Source organism: Pseudohongiella sp. (assembly GCF_011050365.1).
Classification (GTDB): Bacteria; Pseudomonadota; Gammaproteobacteria; order Pseudomonadales; family Pseudohongiellaceae; genus Pseudohongiella.
In genome coordinates this window covers 52222-70140 of the sequence record NZ_DRFV01000012.1, presented here as the reverse complement: position 1 = coordinate 70140, position 17919 = coordinate 52222, and the positions used below count along the sequence as shown (strand labels likewise).

Below are 17919 nucleotides of genomic sequence, written 5' to 3'. Positions count from 1 at the left end.
ATGCAACGGCACCACGGGTAGATAACCATATATTTGTGGTTGTCTGCCCGATCGCCAACACGGCTATTGCAAATGAGAATCTTTCGCATTAGGATGAGTGTACCAATCATCATCCACCGAGAGAAATCCAGCTCATGCGCAACGAAAACAGCATTGTATTGGAAATGGATCTGACCACAATCCGGCGACTGCTGCAGGCCCGGGTGGTCAGTCTGGAGGATATGCACAGTGTCGACAACCACGGCAAACAGCGCCTGCGTCGATTGTTGCTGGAAGTTGTGAAGCGGGAACTGGTGCATTTCCCACCATGATGGATCATGCACCTGCCTGCATTCCGGCCCCGCTCAATCGACCGAGTATCTGGTAAACGCCCCTCCCGCCTGATTCAAAGAATTGGGGCCTTCGGCAGCGAACACATTGCCGTCGGCATCCACGGCCACACCCTCACCGGCGGTGCCCTGATAAACGCGATCCTCGCGCTCAAAAGGCGGAATGAACCCCGTCACATGATCATGATCGATATGCCCGATACGAACGCCATTGCGCCATCCCACATGGTTGGTCGGACTGGATTCCGAATCAATGGCATACAGCATGTCATCATCGGTGATAAAGATTCCGCTGACGCGGCTGAACATATAGCGCGACTCCAGATAGTTGCCATCCTGATCGAAAATCTCAAGGCGATGATTGCCCCGGTCAGCAACCCAAAGACGCCCCTGTGAATCAAAATCCAGCGCATGCGGTGTGCGGAACTCACCATGTCGCACGCCAATCTGGCCCCACTGCTTGATAAACGTGCCGTCTGGCGCGAATTTCATGACGCGCGCGGTCAGGCCGTTGGCACGTCCTTCGGCCATGGCCTGGTTGGTCGTCATGCCCTGACCGCTGTGGCCATCCGAGACGTAGATACTGCCATCAGGGCCCACAACGACATCATTAGGCTGGTTAAAGTGGCGGCTGTCATTGCCCGTTCGACCCGGTGTGCCCAGGCTCAGCAACAACTCACCCGTGGGGCTGAATTTGTGTACCTGTTGGCCCTTGGTGCCTTCGTCGTTGGTGGCAAAGTCAGTCACCCATACATAGCCTTCATCGTCGACATGGATACCGTGCGGCGTCACCATGATGCCGGCACCAAAATTTGCCAGTACCTCACCGGTATTGCGATCGAATTTGAAGATGGGTGCCACCAGATTGGTATGGCAGTTAATTGGCACTCCCGAGCCAAAACTGCCGGCGCCACAGCGCTCGTATGCCCACACATGACCGTCAAACGGATCGATATCAACACCGGCGGTCGACCCCCATTCCCGGCCTTCGGGCAGCTCACCCCAATTTCGGGTAACCACCGGGTTGGGGTTGGACATGCCTTCCCCGCTGATACTGTTACCACTGTTCGCCGCATTATTGGCGCAACCGGTAAACAGGACCGCAACGGCAACAGCGGCTGCCATAAAAATCGGTTTCGGGAATCTGGTCGTATCAGTCATGGGTCATTTGCTCCTTATTGTTGTAATGCCATGCCCCGTTAAGCATACTCCCCAGAACCAACAGGTCAACCGAGACCGCAGGATAACGCAATGCTGACAACGCTTTACTGGTTCACACAGGACCTGAGACTGGATGACAACCCGGCCCTGACCCGCGCCGCACAGAGTGATGCCCTGCTCTGTGTGTTTTGCGTCGATCAACGCTGGTTCAATCCGCACCGCTATCACATCAGCTCCATGGGCCACCACCGCTGGCACTTCCTGCAGCAGTCGCTGGATGATCTGTCCGCCGCCCTGACCACCCTGAACCAGCATCTCTATGTCGAGTTCGGTTACCCGGAACAGCAGCTCATCGGGTTGATAGCCAAACACAAGATCAATCGCCTGGTATGCAGCCGGCAGTTCGGCAGCGATGAACGCAAAGTGCTCAGGTTCCTGGCGGAACGCTTCCCCAAACTTCAAATCGAAGAGATCGACAGCACCACGCTGTTTGACCAGCAGCAGCTCCCTGTGACGCCGGCCCAGCTCCTGACCGGCTTTACTTCCTATCGTAAACAGGCCGAGCAGCTGCCAGTGCCGGCGCCTGCGCAAGCCCCCATGTCGCTGCCACGCCCCGTACTCAGAGCGGTGCCGGCTCACCAGCAGCCGGACTGGATTCCCGCCAGTTACCGCCGACCTGCCGTATCGCAGACCAAAAACAGCATCGCGGCCATGGGTGGTGGCGAAGCTGCTGGCAAGCAACATCTGCACGATTATTTTAGCGGCACACTGCCATCCAGCTACAAGGAAACCCGCAATGAGCTGGATGGCTGGACAAATTCCTCAAAGTTGTCGCCGTGGCTGAACCAGGGTTGTCTGTCAGTCCGGCGGGGCGCGCAGACCTTACGCACCTATGAACAGAAACATGGCAGCAATGAATCAACGCAATGGCTGTTTTTTGAGTTGCTATGGCGCGAGTACTATCAATGGTTGGCGCTGGCACAAGGCGACACGCTTTATACGTTGAAAGGACTGTCAGACAAACCCCAGCACGGCTGCCTGCACCCGGAGCGCTATCAGAAGTGGTGCCACGGCAATACACCCTGGCCGCTGGTGAACGCCTGCATGCGTCAATTGAAAGAAACCGGCTACCTGTCCAACCGCGGCCGCCAGATTGCCGCCAGTTGCTTTATCCATGAGCTGGCCATGGACTGGCGTTATGGAGCGGCGTGGTTTGAGCACCAGCTGATCGATTATGATGTTGCCGTCAACTGGGGCAACTGGCAGTACATCGCCGGCGTGGGTGTCGATCCACGCGGCGGCAGACATTTTGACATCGATAAACAGACCGCCCTCTACGATCCACAGGGCGCCTATATTGCGCGTTGGGCGCCCGATGCGCCGGAGCTGGCGCTGGACTCGGTGGATGCGGCAGACTGGCCGATAAGCTGATCTGCCGCCGTTATGACCTGTTCACTCTCGACCCTGCACAGCCACTATAATCGCGACCGCGTCAGTGTCACATCGGCATTGCGCCACTGGTCCAGATACTGACGATAGACGATGGCCGCCTCAGCCGTTCTGCCCTGTGCAGCGAGTGCCTGATACAGCCCAAAGTTGGCCCAGCCATTTTGCTGATTCCATTCCAGGTCCTTGCGGTACACTGCCTCGGCAGCTTCAGGGCGATTGGCATCCAGCAAGACTGCTCCCAGATACAGACGAACAGACTGCGACCAGTCTGGTGGCTCAGTGTAGTTCAGGTTGTCATGGTATTGCACCGCCTGCTCATAGTGCGCGATGGCGGCATCAAGATTGCCCCGGGCTTCTTCCATCTCGCCCATCAGGGCATGCATGGCCAACGTCAACACATGCGAGGCAGGCGTCGGCCCAACCCCCACATCCACATCATCCGCCGCAATCTGCGCGTTGATATTGTTCAGCTCTTGTTGCGCCGCGGCTGTATGACCTTTGGCAACATGCGCGCTTCCCATCACATAACTGAGCATGCCACGCAGATAAGGGGTGGAAGCGTTTTCCAGATTGGCGGCATGATCCGCATGTATCTTGTCCCACTGCGCAAACACTTTGTCTATAACCCACTCATGAGCAATGTTCTTCTGGCCCCGGCCGCTGGCGGCAGACGCATTGGCGGCATTGCGAGCCGCCGCTTCCGCAGCCTGCTCATAGTTGCCCTGCAGCATATTGGCATAACGGACAAAGTCCAGTGCGTGCGCCGAATGCGATCGATGCGACAATGAATAGGTACCAATAGTCGGAAAATTGGTATCACCCCAGAGTTCGGCAAATTGCTGATCCACAATCTGCGAGCGTTCGTTGGTGCTGACGGCTTTTTCGTATTCGCCGACCCGCAGGTAGATGTGGCCTGGCATGTGCACCATGTGCCCGGAAATCGGCACAATCGACTCCAGTTTTTGTGCAGCGGGCATCGCCAGCTCAGGCTGCGAAGATGCTTCCATCAGGTGAATATACAGATGATTGGCGCCCGGATGATCATGTTCCACAGCCATCGCCGTTTCCAGTGCCATTTGTGCCGTTGCCGTACCGGCTTTGGCCACGCCGTCCGGGCCCCAATAGTCCCAGCGCGTCGTGTTCATGTAGGCTTCGGCATAAACCGTGGCAATATCGGGATCATCGGGATACGCCTGATGCAGCTCGCCCATGGCATTCAAATAGGCGGCATCACGTTCCCGGTCATCCGGAATGGCATCTTTGTTGTACAGGACAAACAAGGCATTGATCATGGCCTGCTCTTTGGCGGTGCCATTGTTTGACAGTTCCAACGCCCGACGAATGGCGGCCAGACCGGCGCCTTGCGGATCATCCGGCAGATTGGCATAACGGCTGTTGGGGTTGGGACCGGCGGCATGTGCCAGCCCCCAGTGCGGCATCGGATTGTCCGGCGCCAAACGCGCGGCTTCCTGATACGAGGCAATGGATTCCGGGAAATAGAAACTCCAGGCCATACGCAGCCCCTGGTCAAAGAAGGCCTGTGCTTCCGGGTTGTCTATGGAGGTTGGTCGACTGTAGGTGCCACCGCCTGGCACCAGTATTGCCAATGACTGATCCTGCGCCAGTGCTGGCGTGACAGAGACAAAACCTGACAGGAAGACAAGAATAAACAGCATTCGTTTCATAGCGCGCTCCGTTGTTGTTTTCATTCAATCGCGGGCACGAAGTATAACGCGAATGGCGCGACTGAGTCGCCATACCGGTAGTGTGCTGATGACAGGCCCGGTCTGATGGCCGGTCTGATGGCCGGTCTGATAGATTGGACTGCTGGCTGAATCCGGGCCACATTTCCGGACTGAACAATTTCTATCGTATTCATATCGCACGCCTATCATAGCTTGCGCAGCCGCAGCAGATCCCGGCCCACCTCCCACAATGGGAACATGGCAATAATAATCAGTGATGTGACGGCCGCGCGTTCGAGTTGATACAACTCAAACACACCGTGCCATCGTTCGACATCAAGCTGAAGCAGCCGCCCACTGGCCGCCAGCCCGAGGATAACAGCAGTCAGGGCACAGTTGAGCACAAGGTTACTGATCAGCATGGCACGACTCCACAGGCGTTGCTGCAATTGCCAGATACCCAATGCGAGTCCCAGCACAGCTAGCGGACTGGCCCATTTAAGCCACAAATACGCGTGGTCAGTCAGCAGCAGACGGCTGCTGTCCAACTGCTCCGCCGACATCCACATCGGGTACCAGATCACCACCAGCAGGAACAGGTAAGTCGCCAGATCGGTAAAAGTATCCTGCAGGGAGATATGCTGCCAGCTCGGACCTGCCTTGGGCAGTTGCTCAGGGTGCCAGTCGGTGGTGCAATCTTCTGGTTTGGCAGAAGGCTGGCGTGACATGAACCAGAATGCTGCCGTGATACTGGCAAAAGCAAAAATGACATCATCCAGAAACCCGGCAGCCAGCCTGAACAGATACTGCACCAGCCCCATGTCACTGCTGGACACCCAATTGATAGTGGTTTCTACAACCTGCAACAGAAACAGAATGCCCAGCACCAAAAACAAGGTGTACTGATACAACGGCATATAGCTGAGACGGATCAGTGGCTGCGGCGGCGCAAATTGCTGCGCCACTGCACGCGGTCGGCCCATCTGTTTCAGAACCCCTGCGATGTCCGCCTCTGTCAGCGAGCCATGCTGCTCAGCCATGCCATCCAGCTTATCCATAATATTGGCTTTTAATTCCCGACCAATCTCATCACGCTTGGCCTCGGGTAATTCGCGCTGCACAGCAGCCACATAACGCGCAACCAGATCCATCAGTCTGTCTCCTCTGCCGCGCCGCCCAGTATATTGCTCAGCGCCCCGTTTAATTGTTGCCACTCATCACTTAACTGCCCCAGTAGTTCAGTCCCCAGGTCTGACAGTTGATAGTAGCGCCGCTCACGGCCCTCTCCCTGACGCCACTCACTGTTCAGCAATTCCTGATCTGCCAGGCGGCGAATCAGGGGATACAAGGTGCCTTCATCAATATCAATGCCCCTGTCCTGCAGTTGTCTGCGCAGCGAGTAGCCGTAGTGCGGCTGCTTCAGTGACGCCAGTACCGCGAGCACCAGCACTCCGCGGCGTAGTTCGAGTCGCATTTTGTCCAGCTGCGCTGCGGTCATCAATTACCTCATACTGTATGCCACATACTGTGCAGCACATAGCATTATACTAAACCGGACACGAAGGCTTTGCAAGAAACACATAAATAGTGATCTATCTCTAGATTTATTAACAGGATAGAGAGAAATAAATGTCAGCAATCGGGAACAGGGTCTCAGGTCTGAATGCCCTGAGATCTGCCAGCACGGCAATGATTGGCGGGAGAAAACACTGATGGCATGAGTCGGAAAGTGCCAGAATTCAGCTGGCACCCGACCGTAATCCGAACTAACGCTGTGCTCACCAGGCGGGTAACACCGCCCGGGCATTTAAGCGGTTTATTGCTTGTCGACCTTGACCATTTGCGCGCCACAGCAAATTTCTGAATGTGCCATCTTGTCGGGACAAGGGCACCCCACTTCATACACCAGCTCTGCTTTACACGACTCACAACGGTAACGTTCACCTGCTTCTCTGGACATGTTCAGTTCTCCTCAATGATTTGGTTTTTGTCGCGCATTTGAGCCTCACGATGGCGTGATCGATAATGCCCTTGTGTCCCGTTACTTTAATGCTACCGACGAGGTCGCTGGTTGATCTGGATCATCAAATAGGAAAGGCATTTTAGTACCATGTCGGACTTGTTTGATTCGATATCGTACTATATGATGGATTTTCCTGTTGACCTGCCCGGAGGCAAGCATCATGTCCAGTTCAGACAAACATTCAGCTACATCGCGACCATTGCTATCCCGAAGACAGTTTATCGCAACGGTCGGCGGCGGCGTCATCCTTGCCGCAGGCGCCGGTCTCGCTGGTTTTTCGCTCACCCGAACACCCAAGGCAGCGCTGGCTCCGTGGGCAGAGGCGGGACAATTTGCTGAACCGCGTCGCTTTGCCCTGTCATACGCAATACTGGCGCCCAACCCCCACAACCTGCAGCCATGGATGGTCGATCTGAGTGAGCCCGACATGGTAACGCTGCTGGCAGACCCGGATCGACGTTTGCCCGAAACCGACCCGTTTGATCGCCAACTGACTATCGGTTTAGGTGGTTTTCTGGAGTTGATGCGCATCGCAGCGTCAGCGCAAGGCTATGACATCGACGTCACTCTGTTCCCTGACGGAGCCGATTCGCAACTGATCAGCGCACGACCGGTTGCCAAAGTACGCTTCCGACCTGGCCAGGTCCAGCCTGACCCCCTGTTCAATTTTGTCTCATCACGGCGATCAACCAAAGAACCGTTTGACATGGGAAAAGCGGTTAATGACAGTAATATCGTGGCCCTGTCGCAGGCAGTCGCTGGGGTCAGATTTGCCGGCACACGCAGTCCTGAACAAGTTGCCAGGTTACGCGAGCTGATCTGGAACGCATTTCAGGTCGAGTACGAAACACCCGCCACGTTGCAGGAAAGCATAGACCTGATGCGCTTTGGCAAAACCGCCATCAATGCGACACCCGATGGTATTGATATTGGTGGCATGCCGCTGGAAGGACTTCAGCGCCTGGGCCTGATCAGCCCGGGTGATCTTGCAACACCAGGCACACTGGCCTATCAGACCGGTTTGAATATGTATCAGGACATGTTTGCCGCCACCCCGGCTTTTGTCTGGCTGACCACCGCCGACAATAGTCGGGAAAGCCAGATCGCAGCTGGCCAGGCGTGGCTGCGACTCAATTTGACCACGACACAACAAGGCATGGCGCTACACCCTGTCAGTCAGTGCCTGCAGGAGTATCCGCAGATGCAAACGCACTATCAACGCGGACATCAGCTGCTGGCCAACGACGGCGAAACCGTTCAGATGTTGGGCCGTTTGGGGTATGCTGCAGCTGTTCCCCCCACACCCCGCTGGAGCCTTGATGAAAAAATCAGAGTTACCTGACATACAACAGAACGGTGGCGCGCAGCTCATGTTCGACATGTTGAACGAGATCGGCATTATTGCCCAGCTCAGTCGCACGTTATTGGAATCCAGATTGGGCGATGGACTCACGCAGCATCACTTCGGCGCGCTGAATCATCTGGTGAGGTTGGGCGATGGCCGCACGCCGCTTGAGATGGCACGGGCCTTTCAGGTGCCCAAAACCAGCATGTCGCACACATTGGCAGGACTGGAGAAACGCGAACTGATTCGCATGGTGCCAAACCCTGAAGACGGACGCGGCAAACTGATCTATCTGACAACGGCTGGTCGCCAGCTACGCGACAATGCGATCAATACCATCACGCCCGACATAGTTGCCATGCTGCCCCAATTCGGTGAGGAGGATGCCAGCGCAGTCCTGCCATTGCTGCGTAAACTGCGCGTACAACTAGACAGTGCCCGTGATTAAACGAGGAGCCCAACATGCGAGAACGTGCTAAGAGTCAAATGCCAATGGTCTTGCTGACGTTACTCAGTATCATACAGGCACTGGCGCTGGAATTGTTGTGGGTACATGTCACCGAAACCTCGCTGTTGATGCAATTTTCCTGGTCATCCGCTTTAAGCTGGATACAGATAGCCGTCACATTGTTTGGCATCATGCTGATCTGGCTGCTCTACAGCAGCATGACAATGCGCTTCAGTTGGGTACCAAGTCCCGCGGATTCTTTGGTACCGTTCGGAATTGGTATTCTTGAATTCACCCTCATCGCTGCTCTCGGGTTAGAGCATCTGATGCCCTGGTTTCTGATTCTGGCTGTTATTTTTGCCGCCATGACAATCGCTATGCATTCCATTTTACGCAGGGCACGACAGGACGATGACAACAGGCTTTTTTTCGCGACAACGACTCCTGCCACCTGGCGCGACTTCTATCCGTCAATTGCTGTCGTTACTGTCTTATCAGCGCTTGGCATTCTGCTGGGCGTGACCGGTGACCAGCGTTATCTGGCGCTGACGGGTCTTATCGTTGCCGGCAGTATTCACCTGCACCAGATCTATCTCAACCATGGCAGATGGCGTGAGGCGATGGCCGCCCACACCAATAATTGATCCGGCAAAAAATAATGCATCTGACGACCAGGCAAACTCAGGTCAGGCCGTCATCCGGAACCCAGGATCAGTCAGTGTGGTTGGCATACTGATCAGTACCAAAGACTCAACCGGTGTGATCGGCTCGTCGACGCCGGCTCGCGCTGAGAAGCTGTGCAGCCGTTCTGCGGATATCCGCCCTGTCCATTGTCGCTGTCCGGTATTCGGCTTCTGTTAACATCCGGCCCAGCCTTTGCCACTGCCCCGCGTTCTCCGGCCATGTCTCACTCACTCGTTCAAGATGCCTCTTGATGGTCTCCGACGGTTCTCGTCCCAGGCCTGCATGGCGCAATCTCGCATTCAGGCGCAGATACTCTCGCAGCGCGGGTGACAGACGGTGTTGCCGCTTTCTGCCACTCAACGTCGCGCGCAACCCCACGAACACCAGCAGCGCTGCCAGCAGCCAAACCGGCAGGTTTCCCAGACCCTGACCTGTCAGCCAGTCGCTCAGGTCCTCGGTGCGCAGACTGCCCTCGTTGTCGTACATGCTCAGGTTCCAGCTATATTGCAACGCATCCAGCGAGTTGCGCATACTGTGGTAGCCGGGTATGGCGGCCAGCTGCAGACGTTGCCGGATGCCGGCATCCAGGTTGCGTTCTGCGTCGCTACTCAGGGACGCAAGCCAGGCATCTATGCCCGAACTTATCCGTTCCGGCGCTATCTGTGTGGTCGGATCCAGGCGTTCCCAGCCACTGCCGGGAAACCATGCTTCTACCCAGGCATGGGCATTGTACTGATACACAGTCCAGTGATCGGTAATGGGGTTAAAGTCACCGCCCTGATAGCCTGTCACCACACGAGCGGGGATGCCCGCAGCGCGTAACACAAAGGTCAGTGCGCCAGCGTAGTGTTCACAGAAACCTTCACGGGTGTTAAACAAAAAATCATCTATCTGAGCCTCAGTGGTGCGGGTCGGCGTCAGCGTGTAGAAAAATGCCTCGTCGCTGAAATAACGCATGACGGCCGCACTCAACTCGCGATCGTTTTCATGCCGCGCCCGCAGATTGCCGATCCACTGTCGAGTCTGCGGATTGCTGTCGGCGGGCAGTGCCAGGTTGCGTTGCCGGCTTTCAACGTCGAGCCGCAACTCTGGCGGAGGCAGAATGGATGTAACCGGATAGCGTATGCGCTGACGCACCATGTCGGCCGTGACCAACATGCCGCGGGCGTCGCGGTAGGTCTGCGCGCGGGATGTGTATGCCTGATGTAATCCGTACAACCAGAATTGCCTGTTGGGCTCCAGCGTGACCAGGTACTTCAGCTGTCTGCTGGCCTGCGTCGGCACCGGATCCAGGTCGAACTGCAACCTGTTACTGCGCGACCAGGTACGTCCGTCAAAGTCTTCCAGCACAAGACCACGCCAGTACAGATCCTGCGATTGCAGGGCAGTGGTATCGTCTGTGAACCTGACACGCATCGCAAGGTTGCTGTCGTTGACCAGTTCACTGACCGAACCCGGCGTCATGGTATCACTGACACCTGTCATGGTTTGTGTTGGCGTGCGTTGTTCCGTCCAGCGTGCACCGGCTGCCAACGCGACAATGACCGCAAAAATTGGCAATGACAGCAGTACCTGCCGCAGCGCACCGAGTAGTTGAGTGGCGCTGTTGGCACCCGGATTGCTATGCATGGGCATCAACAACAACAGGCTCAGTCCCAGATAATAAACCCCGGAAGCCCAGGTGTCAGCATAACTGATGGCAGCAAACAGCAGCGCAAAAGCCAACAGTCGCCAGCGCAGGATCAGACAGATCAGACACGGCAGAATCAACCACCAGGGCTGCGTTTGCAGTGCCGGCAATATCAGGGCGACCGACGCGATCAGTGCCGCCGGTATCACCAGGTCCTGGCCTCTGTTGTCCACCATCAAATCCATAATGCCAGTGCCTGTAAAAGCCTGTGTTTATGCGCGTCACCCTGCCCGGGCTTGATGAGACTATTGCCCGGAAGTTGCAGCGCCAGCGTCTGCCGACGACGGCTGAGTTGCAGCACCTGAAAACACAGACAGGACAACACATGTTCAGCGTCATGTCCGGCAAAATCTTTGAAAGACAACAATATCTGTGGGTCTGCCTCACGCACAAACTGCTTGGTTTTCAGCCCCTGCCCGCGCGCCAGTGAGCGCCATGCAACTCGCCGAATAGCATCCCCGGTTTGATAGTCACGCAAGCCGACAAAATCATCGACGCCCGCTTGTCTGGCCGCGTGCTGCTGACCAGCCCCACTCGCCGCTGATTGCAATGCGGCTGGCGGCAAAACACAAATCCGTGGCTGCGGATACACCAGACAACGCATGGCAAGATCCGGCCGGCTCCAGGCCTGCCACAATCCTGCCGGATAGCGCGTACGCAATATCAGACGCGGAGCATCCAGCAGACCACGCCGCGTTGTCTGCGCACCCAGACTGACGGTGATGCTGGCACCGGGCGTCAGCGAGATCAACTGCGACGCATCAGCGCTGAAACCCAGCCAAAGGTCCTTATGTGACCGGCGCCGCCCGGCCGAGGTCAGCGTGACAATAAACTGTGCCGTGTCTCCCACAAAACAGCGTTGCCGGGGCAGCGCTGAATCAACATCCTGCGCCGTCAGCCGCAGGCCGCTCAGGTTGCGATAACACAAGACCAGACTGAGCAGAAACACACTCAGCATCAGCGCCGACACCAGGAAGGAAACCACGTTGCGCTCGGCAATGGCAATCACCAGCACAATGATGGCACCAACGCCAAACAGCGAGCCATGCAAAGTTGGCAGAATAAAAATCGTCTTCTGACTGAGTTGCAGGTGGGATACCGGCGGCACACGTCGTGCCAGCCAGCGTGCCTGACGTTCAGCCCGTAATGCGTGCCAGCGTTGTTTCAGGCCGACAGCACGTTGACGGAGTCCAATATCCATTCAGCCAGTGTCCTGTGTCCCGCTTTATTGTCAACACCCTGTTCCGCCATCAGATCCAGCCGGTCGCTGGCACTTAACCGGTGATCGGTCACGGCCGCAAACACCGCCTGCACGTCATCCGGGGTCACGTAATCCCGCGCGGCCATCAGTGCATGACAGCGCGCAGCTCGCACAATGGCCAGCCCGCCACGCGGTGACAGACCAAGCTGGATGCGCGGCGACGTGCGGCTGAAGTCGATCAGGCGCTGCACATAATCCAGCACCGCATCACCAAGGTGCACTTGCGCGAGTTGCAGCTGCCAGGCTTGCAGATCTGCCAACGACAGACAGGCTTCCGGTAAATGTGGCTTCAGGCGGAGATCGGGTTGCGCCAGCAGTTGTCGTTCTGCCGCAGGATCGGGATACCCCAGCGACAGGCACATCAGAAACCGATCAGTTTGGGATTCGGGCAAAGGAAAAGTGCCGGCCAGCTCGGAAGGATTTTGTGTTGCTATGACAAAAAAAGGTTCCGGCAGTGGACGTGTTTCACCGTCCAGTGATACCTGCCCTTCCTCCATGGCCTCCAGCAACGCGCTCTGCGTGCGCGGCGTAGCCCGGTTGATCTCATCGGCCATCAGTACCTGACAAAACACCGGGCCCTCATGAAAGCGAAACTGCCCACTGGATGGATCGAACACCGAGCCTCCCAGAATGTCAGCTGGCAGTAAATCACTGGTGAACTGAATACGCCGAAAGGACAGCCCCATCACACCTGCCAGCGCATGTGCCAGCGTGGTCTTGCCCATACCCGGCAAGTCCTCCAGCAGCAGGTGCCCACCGCTGAGCAGACAGCATAACGCCAGACGAATCTGTTCGTCCTTGCCGAGCACGGCGCGACGGGTCTGCGCGAGGGCTTTTTGAATCTTGTCCTGCATCGAGTGTTTTCTCCTGTGCTAACGGAAGTGTAGCCCGAGTCAGAACATCAGTGTTAGCATCATCGTAACACTGTGGGTAACTGTCAGAAGTAATATTCAGGAAGCGAAACGCAGACCTGGTGGTATCGCCAGTCACTGCTGCTTTCTGTTCTGGTTATGGAGGATACGATCATGCCGCGTGGAAGCAAAGAAAAATACACAGAAAAACAGAAACGAAAGGCCGAACACATAGAAGAGAGTTATGAAGAGAAAGGCGTAGCGCCCGAGGAGGCTGAAGCCAGGGCCTGGGCCACCGTGAACAAACAAAGCGGCGGCGGTGAGCGCGCAGGCGGTTCCGGAAAACACAAAAGCGACAAACAGAAGTTTCGCGACAGAAGCGACTCTGCCAGGCAGGCCGCGGCAACCCGCCAGGGCGAAACCGAACAAGGTCGACTGGAGAACAAAACCAGAGACGAATTGATGCAAGAGGCAAAAAAGCGGAATATCCGTGGCCGCTCAACGATGCGGAAGCAGGAGTTGATAACCGCGCTTAAATCGTCCAGATGACGCCAGCTGGTATCACGATGAAATACCAAGCTCGGTGACGTATCAGGCCCAATGACATACCTAGAGAATCCGATGACAAAATTCCCGCCAATCCTCGCATGGCTGTTGCTCGTTCTGCTGGCGAGCATTAACCAGCCAGCTGCTTTGGCGCAACCGGGCCAGGGCGAAAATCCGGTCGCATCCGCGCAGAGCCTGAACCCTGAAGATATGGCGTTGCAGGAACGCCTGGCTTCGATTTTTGCCGTGCTCGAGCCCTTGCGTCGGGTCGAGGTCCAGGTGACGGGAGGCGTTGCGCTGCTGTCCGGCGCCGCGCCCAACGAAGCCCAGGCCGAGCGCGCATTGACGCTCGCATCGCAGATACCCGGCGTCGTTGCTGTCGGTGACAGTATCGAGCGCCGTCTGGATGTGCAGGGTAATGTCTCCCCGATGATGGATGCCATGCGAACCAACGTGAGGCAGTGGCTCAGGGCTTCGCCACTGGTCGCCCTGGCGGCTTTTATTTTTATCCTGATCGTCTACCTGGGCTACGCGTTGGCACGTTGGTCATCGTTATGGCAAAGGCTAACCACAAATCCGTTTCTCGTCGAACTGATCGGACAGGGTGTGCGCATTACCGCAGTAGTCGCCGCGCTGGTGGTGACACTGAATCTGCTTGGAGCGACGGCGCTGATGGCAACCATCCTGGGCGGCGCCGGCGTGCTGGGCCTGGCCATTGGTTTCGCAGTGCGTGACACCATGGAAAACTATATCTGCAGCATTCTGATGAGTATACGCCAGCCCTTCAGACCCAATGACCATGTTGTGATCAATACTCATGAAGGCAAAGTAGTTCGCCTGACCTCACGTGCAACCGTGCTGATGACATTGCAAGGCAATCAGTTACGGATCCCCAACGCGACTGTATTCAAGGCCGTCATTCTCAACTACACCCGTAATCCGCAACGTCGCTTCGAATTCGAACTCGGGGTGGACGCTGCCGACAATCCGGTGGCTGCGATGAAAGCTGGCGTTGACGCCATGAAGGCATTGCCGTTCATGCTGTCTGATCCGGCGCCCGGCGGTACCATCAAGACCATAGGCGACTCCAACATCATACTGTTTTTTACTGGCTGGATTGATCAACGCGAGACCGATTTCCTCCGCGCCCGGAGTTTGGCCATCCGCGCCGTCACCACGGTACTGGACGCAGAGGGATTCTCCATGCCAGAGCCGATTTACCGCCTCAGGTTTGATGCTGGCCAGAACACGGGCGCGCTGCCAGAACAGCTTCCGGTCAGTGCCGCCAGACCGGCGCAAACAAAGCAGGATAGCGACGCTATCGACAACTCTGCTGGACCTCGTCGCGATCCCGGACCGGATGCTGACGAACTGCTGGACACCCGACCTGATACCATTATTGAAGATATGGTCAATGAGGAGCGCGCAAGCCAGGACGAAAGCGACCTGCTCGATACCAATCGGCCCGTGGAGTAGCGGCGGGCCCGGCCACCGGGACTAACCACAGAAAGTTCAGCAAGACCTTACTTCAGCAAGCCAATCTCAGCCAGCCGTTGCAATAGATATTCATTCGCGCAGATGCTGTCCGGGTATCGGTCTGGTCGCTCAACGCTCACACAACAGGGCAGCGTACTGATGACAAAATCCGGGTTGGGATGCAGGAAAAACGGTATCGAGTAGCGCGAATGCTGCGCGGCCTCACCATCGGGATTAATCACCCGGTGAGTGGTTGACGGCAGCACATTGTTGCTCAGGCGCTGCAACATATCCCCGATATTGACCACAATGGCATCGCCGTCGGTGGTCACCGGCAACCAGCTACCGTCCGCGCGCAATATCTCCAGACCCGGCTCGCTGGCGCCGACCAGCAGTGTGATCAGGTTGATATCCTCATGCCGCCCGGAGCGGATGGAGCCACCCGAACTGCCGGAGACCGGCGGGTAGTGAATGGGTCGCAATATTGAGTTGCCATAACAGATTTTATCGGCGAAGTAGTTTTGGTCTTCGCCCAGATATAATGCAAGCGCCTGCAGCACCCGCTCACCCAGTTGCCTGAGTGCCTTATACAGCGCCAGCGAGGCAGCCCTGAAACCGGGCACTTCAACAGGCCAGCAGTTGGGGTAGAGGCTGGGGTGTGGCGGTGTCGGGCCCGCTTCCGGGCCCACATGCCAGAACTCCTTCAGGTCGGGATGACGACTGTCGCGCGCGGTTTCAATACCGAAACCGGTGTAACCGCGGGCGCCGCCCAGACCGGGCTGATGGTAGCGCTGCTTGTCAGCCAGCGGCAGCGCGAAAAACGACTTGATGACCTGGTAACAATTGCTGATCACCGTGTCCGGAATGCCGTGACCCCGGATGCCGCAAAAGCCGAACTCTGCATAAGCTGCGCCCAGTTGCTCGACAAAAAGCGCACCGTCCGATTCGAGTCGACGTATATCCAGTGTTGGCACCTGTCCCGCCACTACAGTAACCCTCAGATCAAGGAAAAGAATACGCCGGCGATGGCCGCGCTCATAAGGTTTGCCAGGGTAGCCGCCAGCAATGCCTTTAATCCCAACTCGGCAATATCGCTGCGTCGGTCCGGCGCCATGCCTCCCAGTCCACCAAGCAAAATGGCGATAGATGAGAAATTGGCGAACCCGCACAGCGCGATAGTGACAATTATCTGCGTTTGCGCACTCAGGTCATCCTTGTACTGAACAAAATCCAGGTATGCCACAAACTCATTGATGACCAGTTTCTGTCCAATAAAACTGCCCGCCAGCTGCGCCTCGCTCCAACTGACACCAAGCAACCATGCCAGCGGCTGAAACAGATATCCGAATAGCAGCTGCAACGTCAGGCCATCGACGCCAAAAAGACCCGCAAACCACCCCAGCAGACCGTTTAACAAAGCTATCAGGCCAACAAACGCCAGCACCATGGCCCCGACATTCAGCGCCAGCTTCATGCCATTGGCAGCGCCAGCTGCTGCCGCATCTATGACGTTGGTGTAGCCTGGTTCGGAGACAACTTCAGTCAGGTCATTTTTGGTAGCTTCAGTTTCGGGCAATAGCATTTTGGCCATCAGGAAGCCACCCGGTGCTGCCATAAAGCTGGCCGCAATCAGGTATTTAAGTTCTACCCCCAAGCCGGCATAGCCGGCAAGAACAGAGCCGGCAACCGAGGCCAGCCCGCCCACCATGACAGCGAACAATTCCGAGCGACTCATGGTGCTGATGAACGGTTTGACCACCAGCGGCGCTTCTGTCTGTCCGACAAAAATATTGGCGGCAGCAGACATGGATTCAGGGCGACTGGTGCCCAGCACTTTCTGCAAGGCGCCGCCGATCAGTCGAATCGCCCACAGCATGACACCCAGGTGGTAGAGCACAGCGATCAGTGAAGAGAAGAAAACAATGACACTCAGCACATGGACAGCAAAAACGAACCCTTGTGAAAAATTGCCAATCTCACCGAAGACAAAAACAATGCCGGCATTGGCGTAACCGATGATGGCAGCCACTGCCTGTGTGACCTGATACAGCACCTGTTGTCCGAACGGCAGGTAAATGACAAAAGCACCAAGAACAACCTGTAAGGCAAATGCGAGCCCGACTGTGCGCCAGTTGATGTTGCTTCTGTTAACGGACAGAACAAAGGCAACCAATAGCAACAGCGCGATCCCCAGCAATCCCGTCATGATACCTACCTTTCAAGTCACTTGGCGTATGGAGTACGCCGGTCTGTTGCCTCATGCCTGGAGCAAGCGATGAATCCTGTTTTTTACCATTTCCACGGCCGCATCATCCTGGTCTTCATGCGTTACTATCATGTCGGCGTATTCCCGCGAGGGATTAACGAAAGCAAAATATGACGGCCTCACCGTTCGCTCATACTGCTCTATCACGGACGCCAGAGATCGCCCGCGCTCTTCCATATCACGACGAATCCGACGCATGAGACAAATATCCAGCGGCGTATCGACGAACACACTGAAATCAATAATCTGCCGCAGCGGTACACTGCTCAACAACAGAATGCCCTCAACCAGAATGACCCTGACGGGCCGCACTGCCACTGAACCGGACATCCGCGTATGTCGGCAAAAATCATACTGTGGCATCTGAATCTCTCGCCCGGCGCGCAACTCAAGCAAATGACCGGCCAGCAATTCATGGTCAAACGCGGATGGATGATCATAGTTGGTCTGCACCCGTTGCTCCATCGGCAGATGAGACTGATCACGATAGTAGGCGTCTTCAGCCAGTATGGCGAGATGATCGTCACCGAATTCGCTTTCGAGCTGCTGACGCAGGGTGGCAGCAAGCCAGCTCTTGCCGGACGCCGAGGCGCCGGTTATCGCTATAACGGTAGCAGGTACGGATAGTTTGTCAGGCACAAATCTTTCAGCCCAGTCAGCGGAAAAGCGGCATTATCACCAATTATCGAACAGGAAGGTATGACA

The 17919-nt window shown here is 56.4% G+C and carries 17 protein-coding genes; 7 read left to right on the top strand and 10 right to left on the bottom strand.

The window, feature by feature from the left end; genetic code table 11:
• Positions 1-134 precede the first annotated feature (134 nt).
• Positions 135-311 carry a hypothetical protein gene (locus ENH71_RS10650; protein ID WP_294131036.1) on the top strand — a complete coding sequence of 59 codons (177 nt, stop codon included), beginning with the start codon at positions 135-137 and terminating at the stop codon, positions 309-311.
• A 33-nt stretch (positions 312-344) separates the two neighbouring features.
• On the opposite strand, the gene ENH71_RS10645 is transcribed toward ENH71_RS10650, so the two are convergent.
• Complete coding sequence (locus ENH71_RS10645; protein ID WP_294131035.1) at positions 345-1490, bottom strand: peptidyl-alpha-hydroxyglycine alpha-amidating lyase family protein; 1146 nt, start codon at positions 1488-1490, stop codon at positions 345-347.
• A 90-nt stretch (positions 1491-1580) separates the two neighbouring features.
• On the opposite strand from ENH71_RS10645, the gene ENH71_RS10640 reads away from it, so the two are divergent.
• Positions 1581-2921 (top strand): DASH family cryptochrome, encoded by a 1341-nt coding sequence (locus ENH71_RS10640; protein ID WP_294131034.1) that lies wholly within the window; start codon positions 1581-1583, stop codon positions 2919-2921.
• A gap of 44 nt (positions 2922-2965) precedes the next feature.
• Here ENH71_RS10640 and ENH71_RS10635 read toward each other — a convergent pair whose 3' ends face one another.
• The 3 genes from ENH71_RS10635 to ENH71_RS10625 all read right to left on the bottom strand — a co-directional run bounded on the left by ENH71_RS10635 (position 2966) and on the right by ENH71_RS10625 (position 6122).
• Positions 2966-4624, bottom strand: coding sequence for a tetratricopeptide repeat protein (locus tag ENH71_RS10635; RefSeq protein WP_294137804.1), 1659 nt, complete (start codon positions 4622-4624; stop codon positions 2966-2968).
• A 206-nt stretch (positions 4625-4830) separates the two neighbouring features.
• Positions 4831-5775: a hypothetical protein gene (locus tag ENH71_RS10630; RefSeq protein ID WP_294135517.1), complete on the bottom strand. Its 945-nt coding sequence runs from the start codon at positions 5773-5775 to the stop codon at positions 4831-4833.
• Positions 5775-6122: a PadR family transcriptional regulator gene (locus ENH71_RS10625; protein ID WP_294135519.1), complete on the bottom strand. Its 348-nt coding sequence runs from the start codon at positions 6120-6122 to the stop codon at positions 5775-5777. The genes ENH71_RS10630 and ENH71_RS10625 overlap by 1 nt, the downstream gene beginning before the upstream one ends.
• A 685-nt stretch (positions 6123-6807) precedes the next feature.
• Between ENH71_RS10625 and ENH71_RS10620 the strand changes: the two genes are divergently transcribed.
• Genes ENH71_RS10620 through ENH71_RS10610 form a run of 3 tightly spaced genes read left to right on the top strand, consistent with a single transcriptional unit; the run spans position 6808 to position 9084 of the window.
• Positions 6808-7989, top strand: coding sequence for an Acg family FMN-binding oxidoreductase (locus tag ENH71_RS10620; protein WP_294135521.1), 1182 nt, complete (start codon positions 6808-6810; stop codon positions 7987-7989).
• A complete protein-coding gene (locus tag ENH71_RS10615) occupies positions 7967-8440 on the top strand; it encodes a MarR family winged helix-turn-helix transcriptional regulator (RefSeq protein ID WP_294135523.1) in 474 nt (157 codons plus the stop codon). Before ENH71_RS10620 ends, ENH71_RS10615 begins: the two co-directional genes overlap by 23 nt.
• Positions 8441-8454: 14 nt before the next feature.
• Positions 8455-9084 carry a hypothetical protein gene (locus ENH71_RS10610; RefSeq protein WP_294135527.1) on the top strand — a complete coding sequence of 210 codons (630 nt, stop codon included), beginning with the start codon at positions 8455-8457 and terminating at the stop codon, positions 9082-9084.
• A 106-nt stretch (positions 9085-9190) separates the two neighbouring features.
• On the opposite strand, the gene ENH71_RS10605 is transcribed toward ENH71_RS10610, so the two are convergent.
• From ENH71_RS10605 to ENH71_RS10595, 3 genes are read right to left on the bottom strand one after another with little or no spacing between them, the layout of a single operon-like run.
• Positions 9191-10999 (bottom strand): transglutaminase TgpA family protein, encoded by a 1809-nt coding sequence (locus ENH71_RS10605; protein WP_294135528.1) that lies wholly within the window; start codon positions 10997-10999, stop codon positions 9191-9193.
• Entirely contained in the window at positions 10990-12015 is a 1026-nt protein-coding gene (locus ENH71_RS10600; protein WP_294135530.1) for a DUF58 domain-containing protein, read from the bottom strand. The genes ENH71_RS10605 and ENH71_RS10600 overlap by 10 nt, the downstream gene beginning before the upstream one ends.
• Positions 11979-12929 (bottom strand): AAA family ATPase, encoded by a 951-nt coding sequence (locus ENH71_RS10595; protein WP_294135532.1) that lies wholly within the window; start codon positions 12927-12929, stop codon positions 11979-11981. The genes ENH71_RS10600 and ENH71_RS10595 overlap by 37 nt, the downstream gene beginning before the upstream one ends.
• A 171-nt stretch (positions 12930-13100) precedes the next feature.
• Here ENH71_RS10595 and ENH71_RS10590 point away from each other — a divergent pair, with 171 nt between their 5' ends.
• Both ENH71_RS10590 and ENH71_RS10585 read left to right on the top strand, forming a co-directional pair.
• Positions 13101-13475 carry a Rho termination factor N-terminal domain-containing protein gene (locus ENH71_RS10590; RefSeq protein ID WP_294135535.1) on the top strand — a complete coding sequence of 125 codons (375 nt, stop codon included), beginning with the start codon at positions 13101-13103 and terminating at the stop codon, positions 13473-13475.
• A gap of 72 nt (positions 13476-13547) precedes the next feature.
• Complete coding sequence (locus ENH71_RS10585; RefSeq protein ID WP_294135537.1) at positions 13548-14948, top strand: mechanosensitive ion channel domain-containing protein; 1401 nt, start codon at positions 13548-13550, stop codon at positions 14946-14948.
• 47 nt (positions 14949-14995) lie between these two features.
• Here ENH71_RS10585 and ENH71_RS10580 read toward each other — a convergent pair whose 3' ends face one another.
• The 3 genes from ENH71_RS10580 to udk are packed head-to-tail and all read right to left on the bottom strand — an operon-like array spanning position 14996 to position 17853.
• A complete protein-coding gene (locus ENH71_RS10580) occupies positions 14996-15922 on the bottom strand; it encodes an isopenicillin N synthase family dioxygenase (protein WP_317622408.1) in 927 nt (308 codons plus the stop codon).
• A 23-nt stretch (positions 15923-15945) separates the two neighbouring features.
• Positions 15946-17154, bottom strand: coding sequence for a NupC/NupG family nucleoside CNT transporter (locus ENH71_RS10575; RefSeq protein ID WP_294135541.1), 1209 nt, complete (start codon positions 17152-17154; stop codon positions 15946-15948).
• 51 nt (positions 17155-17205) lie between these two features.
• Entirely contained in the window at positions 17206-17853 is a 648-nt protein-coding gene (udk, locus tag ENH71_RS10570) for a uridine kinase (protein ID WP_294135543.1), read from the bottom strand.
• Positions 17854-17919: the final 66 nt, after the last annotated feature.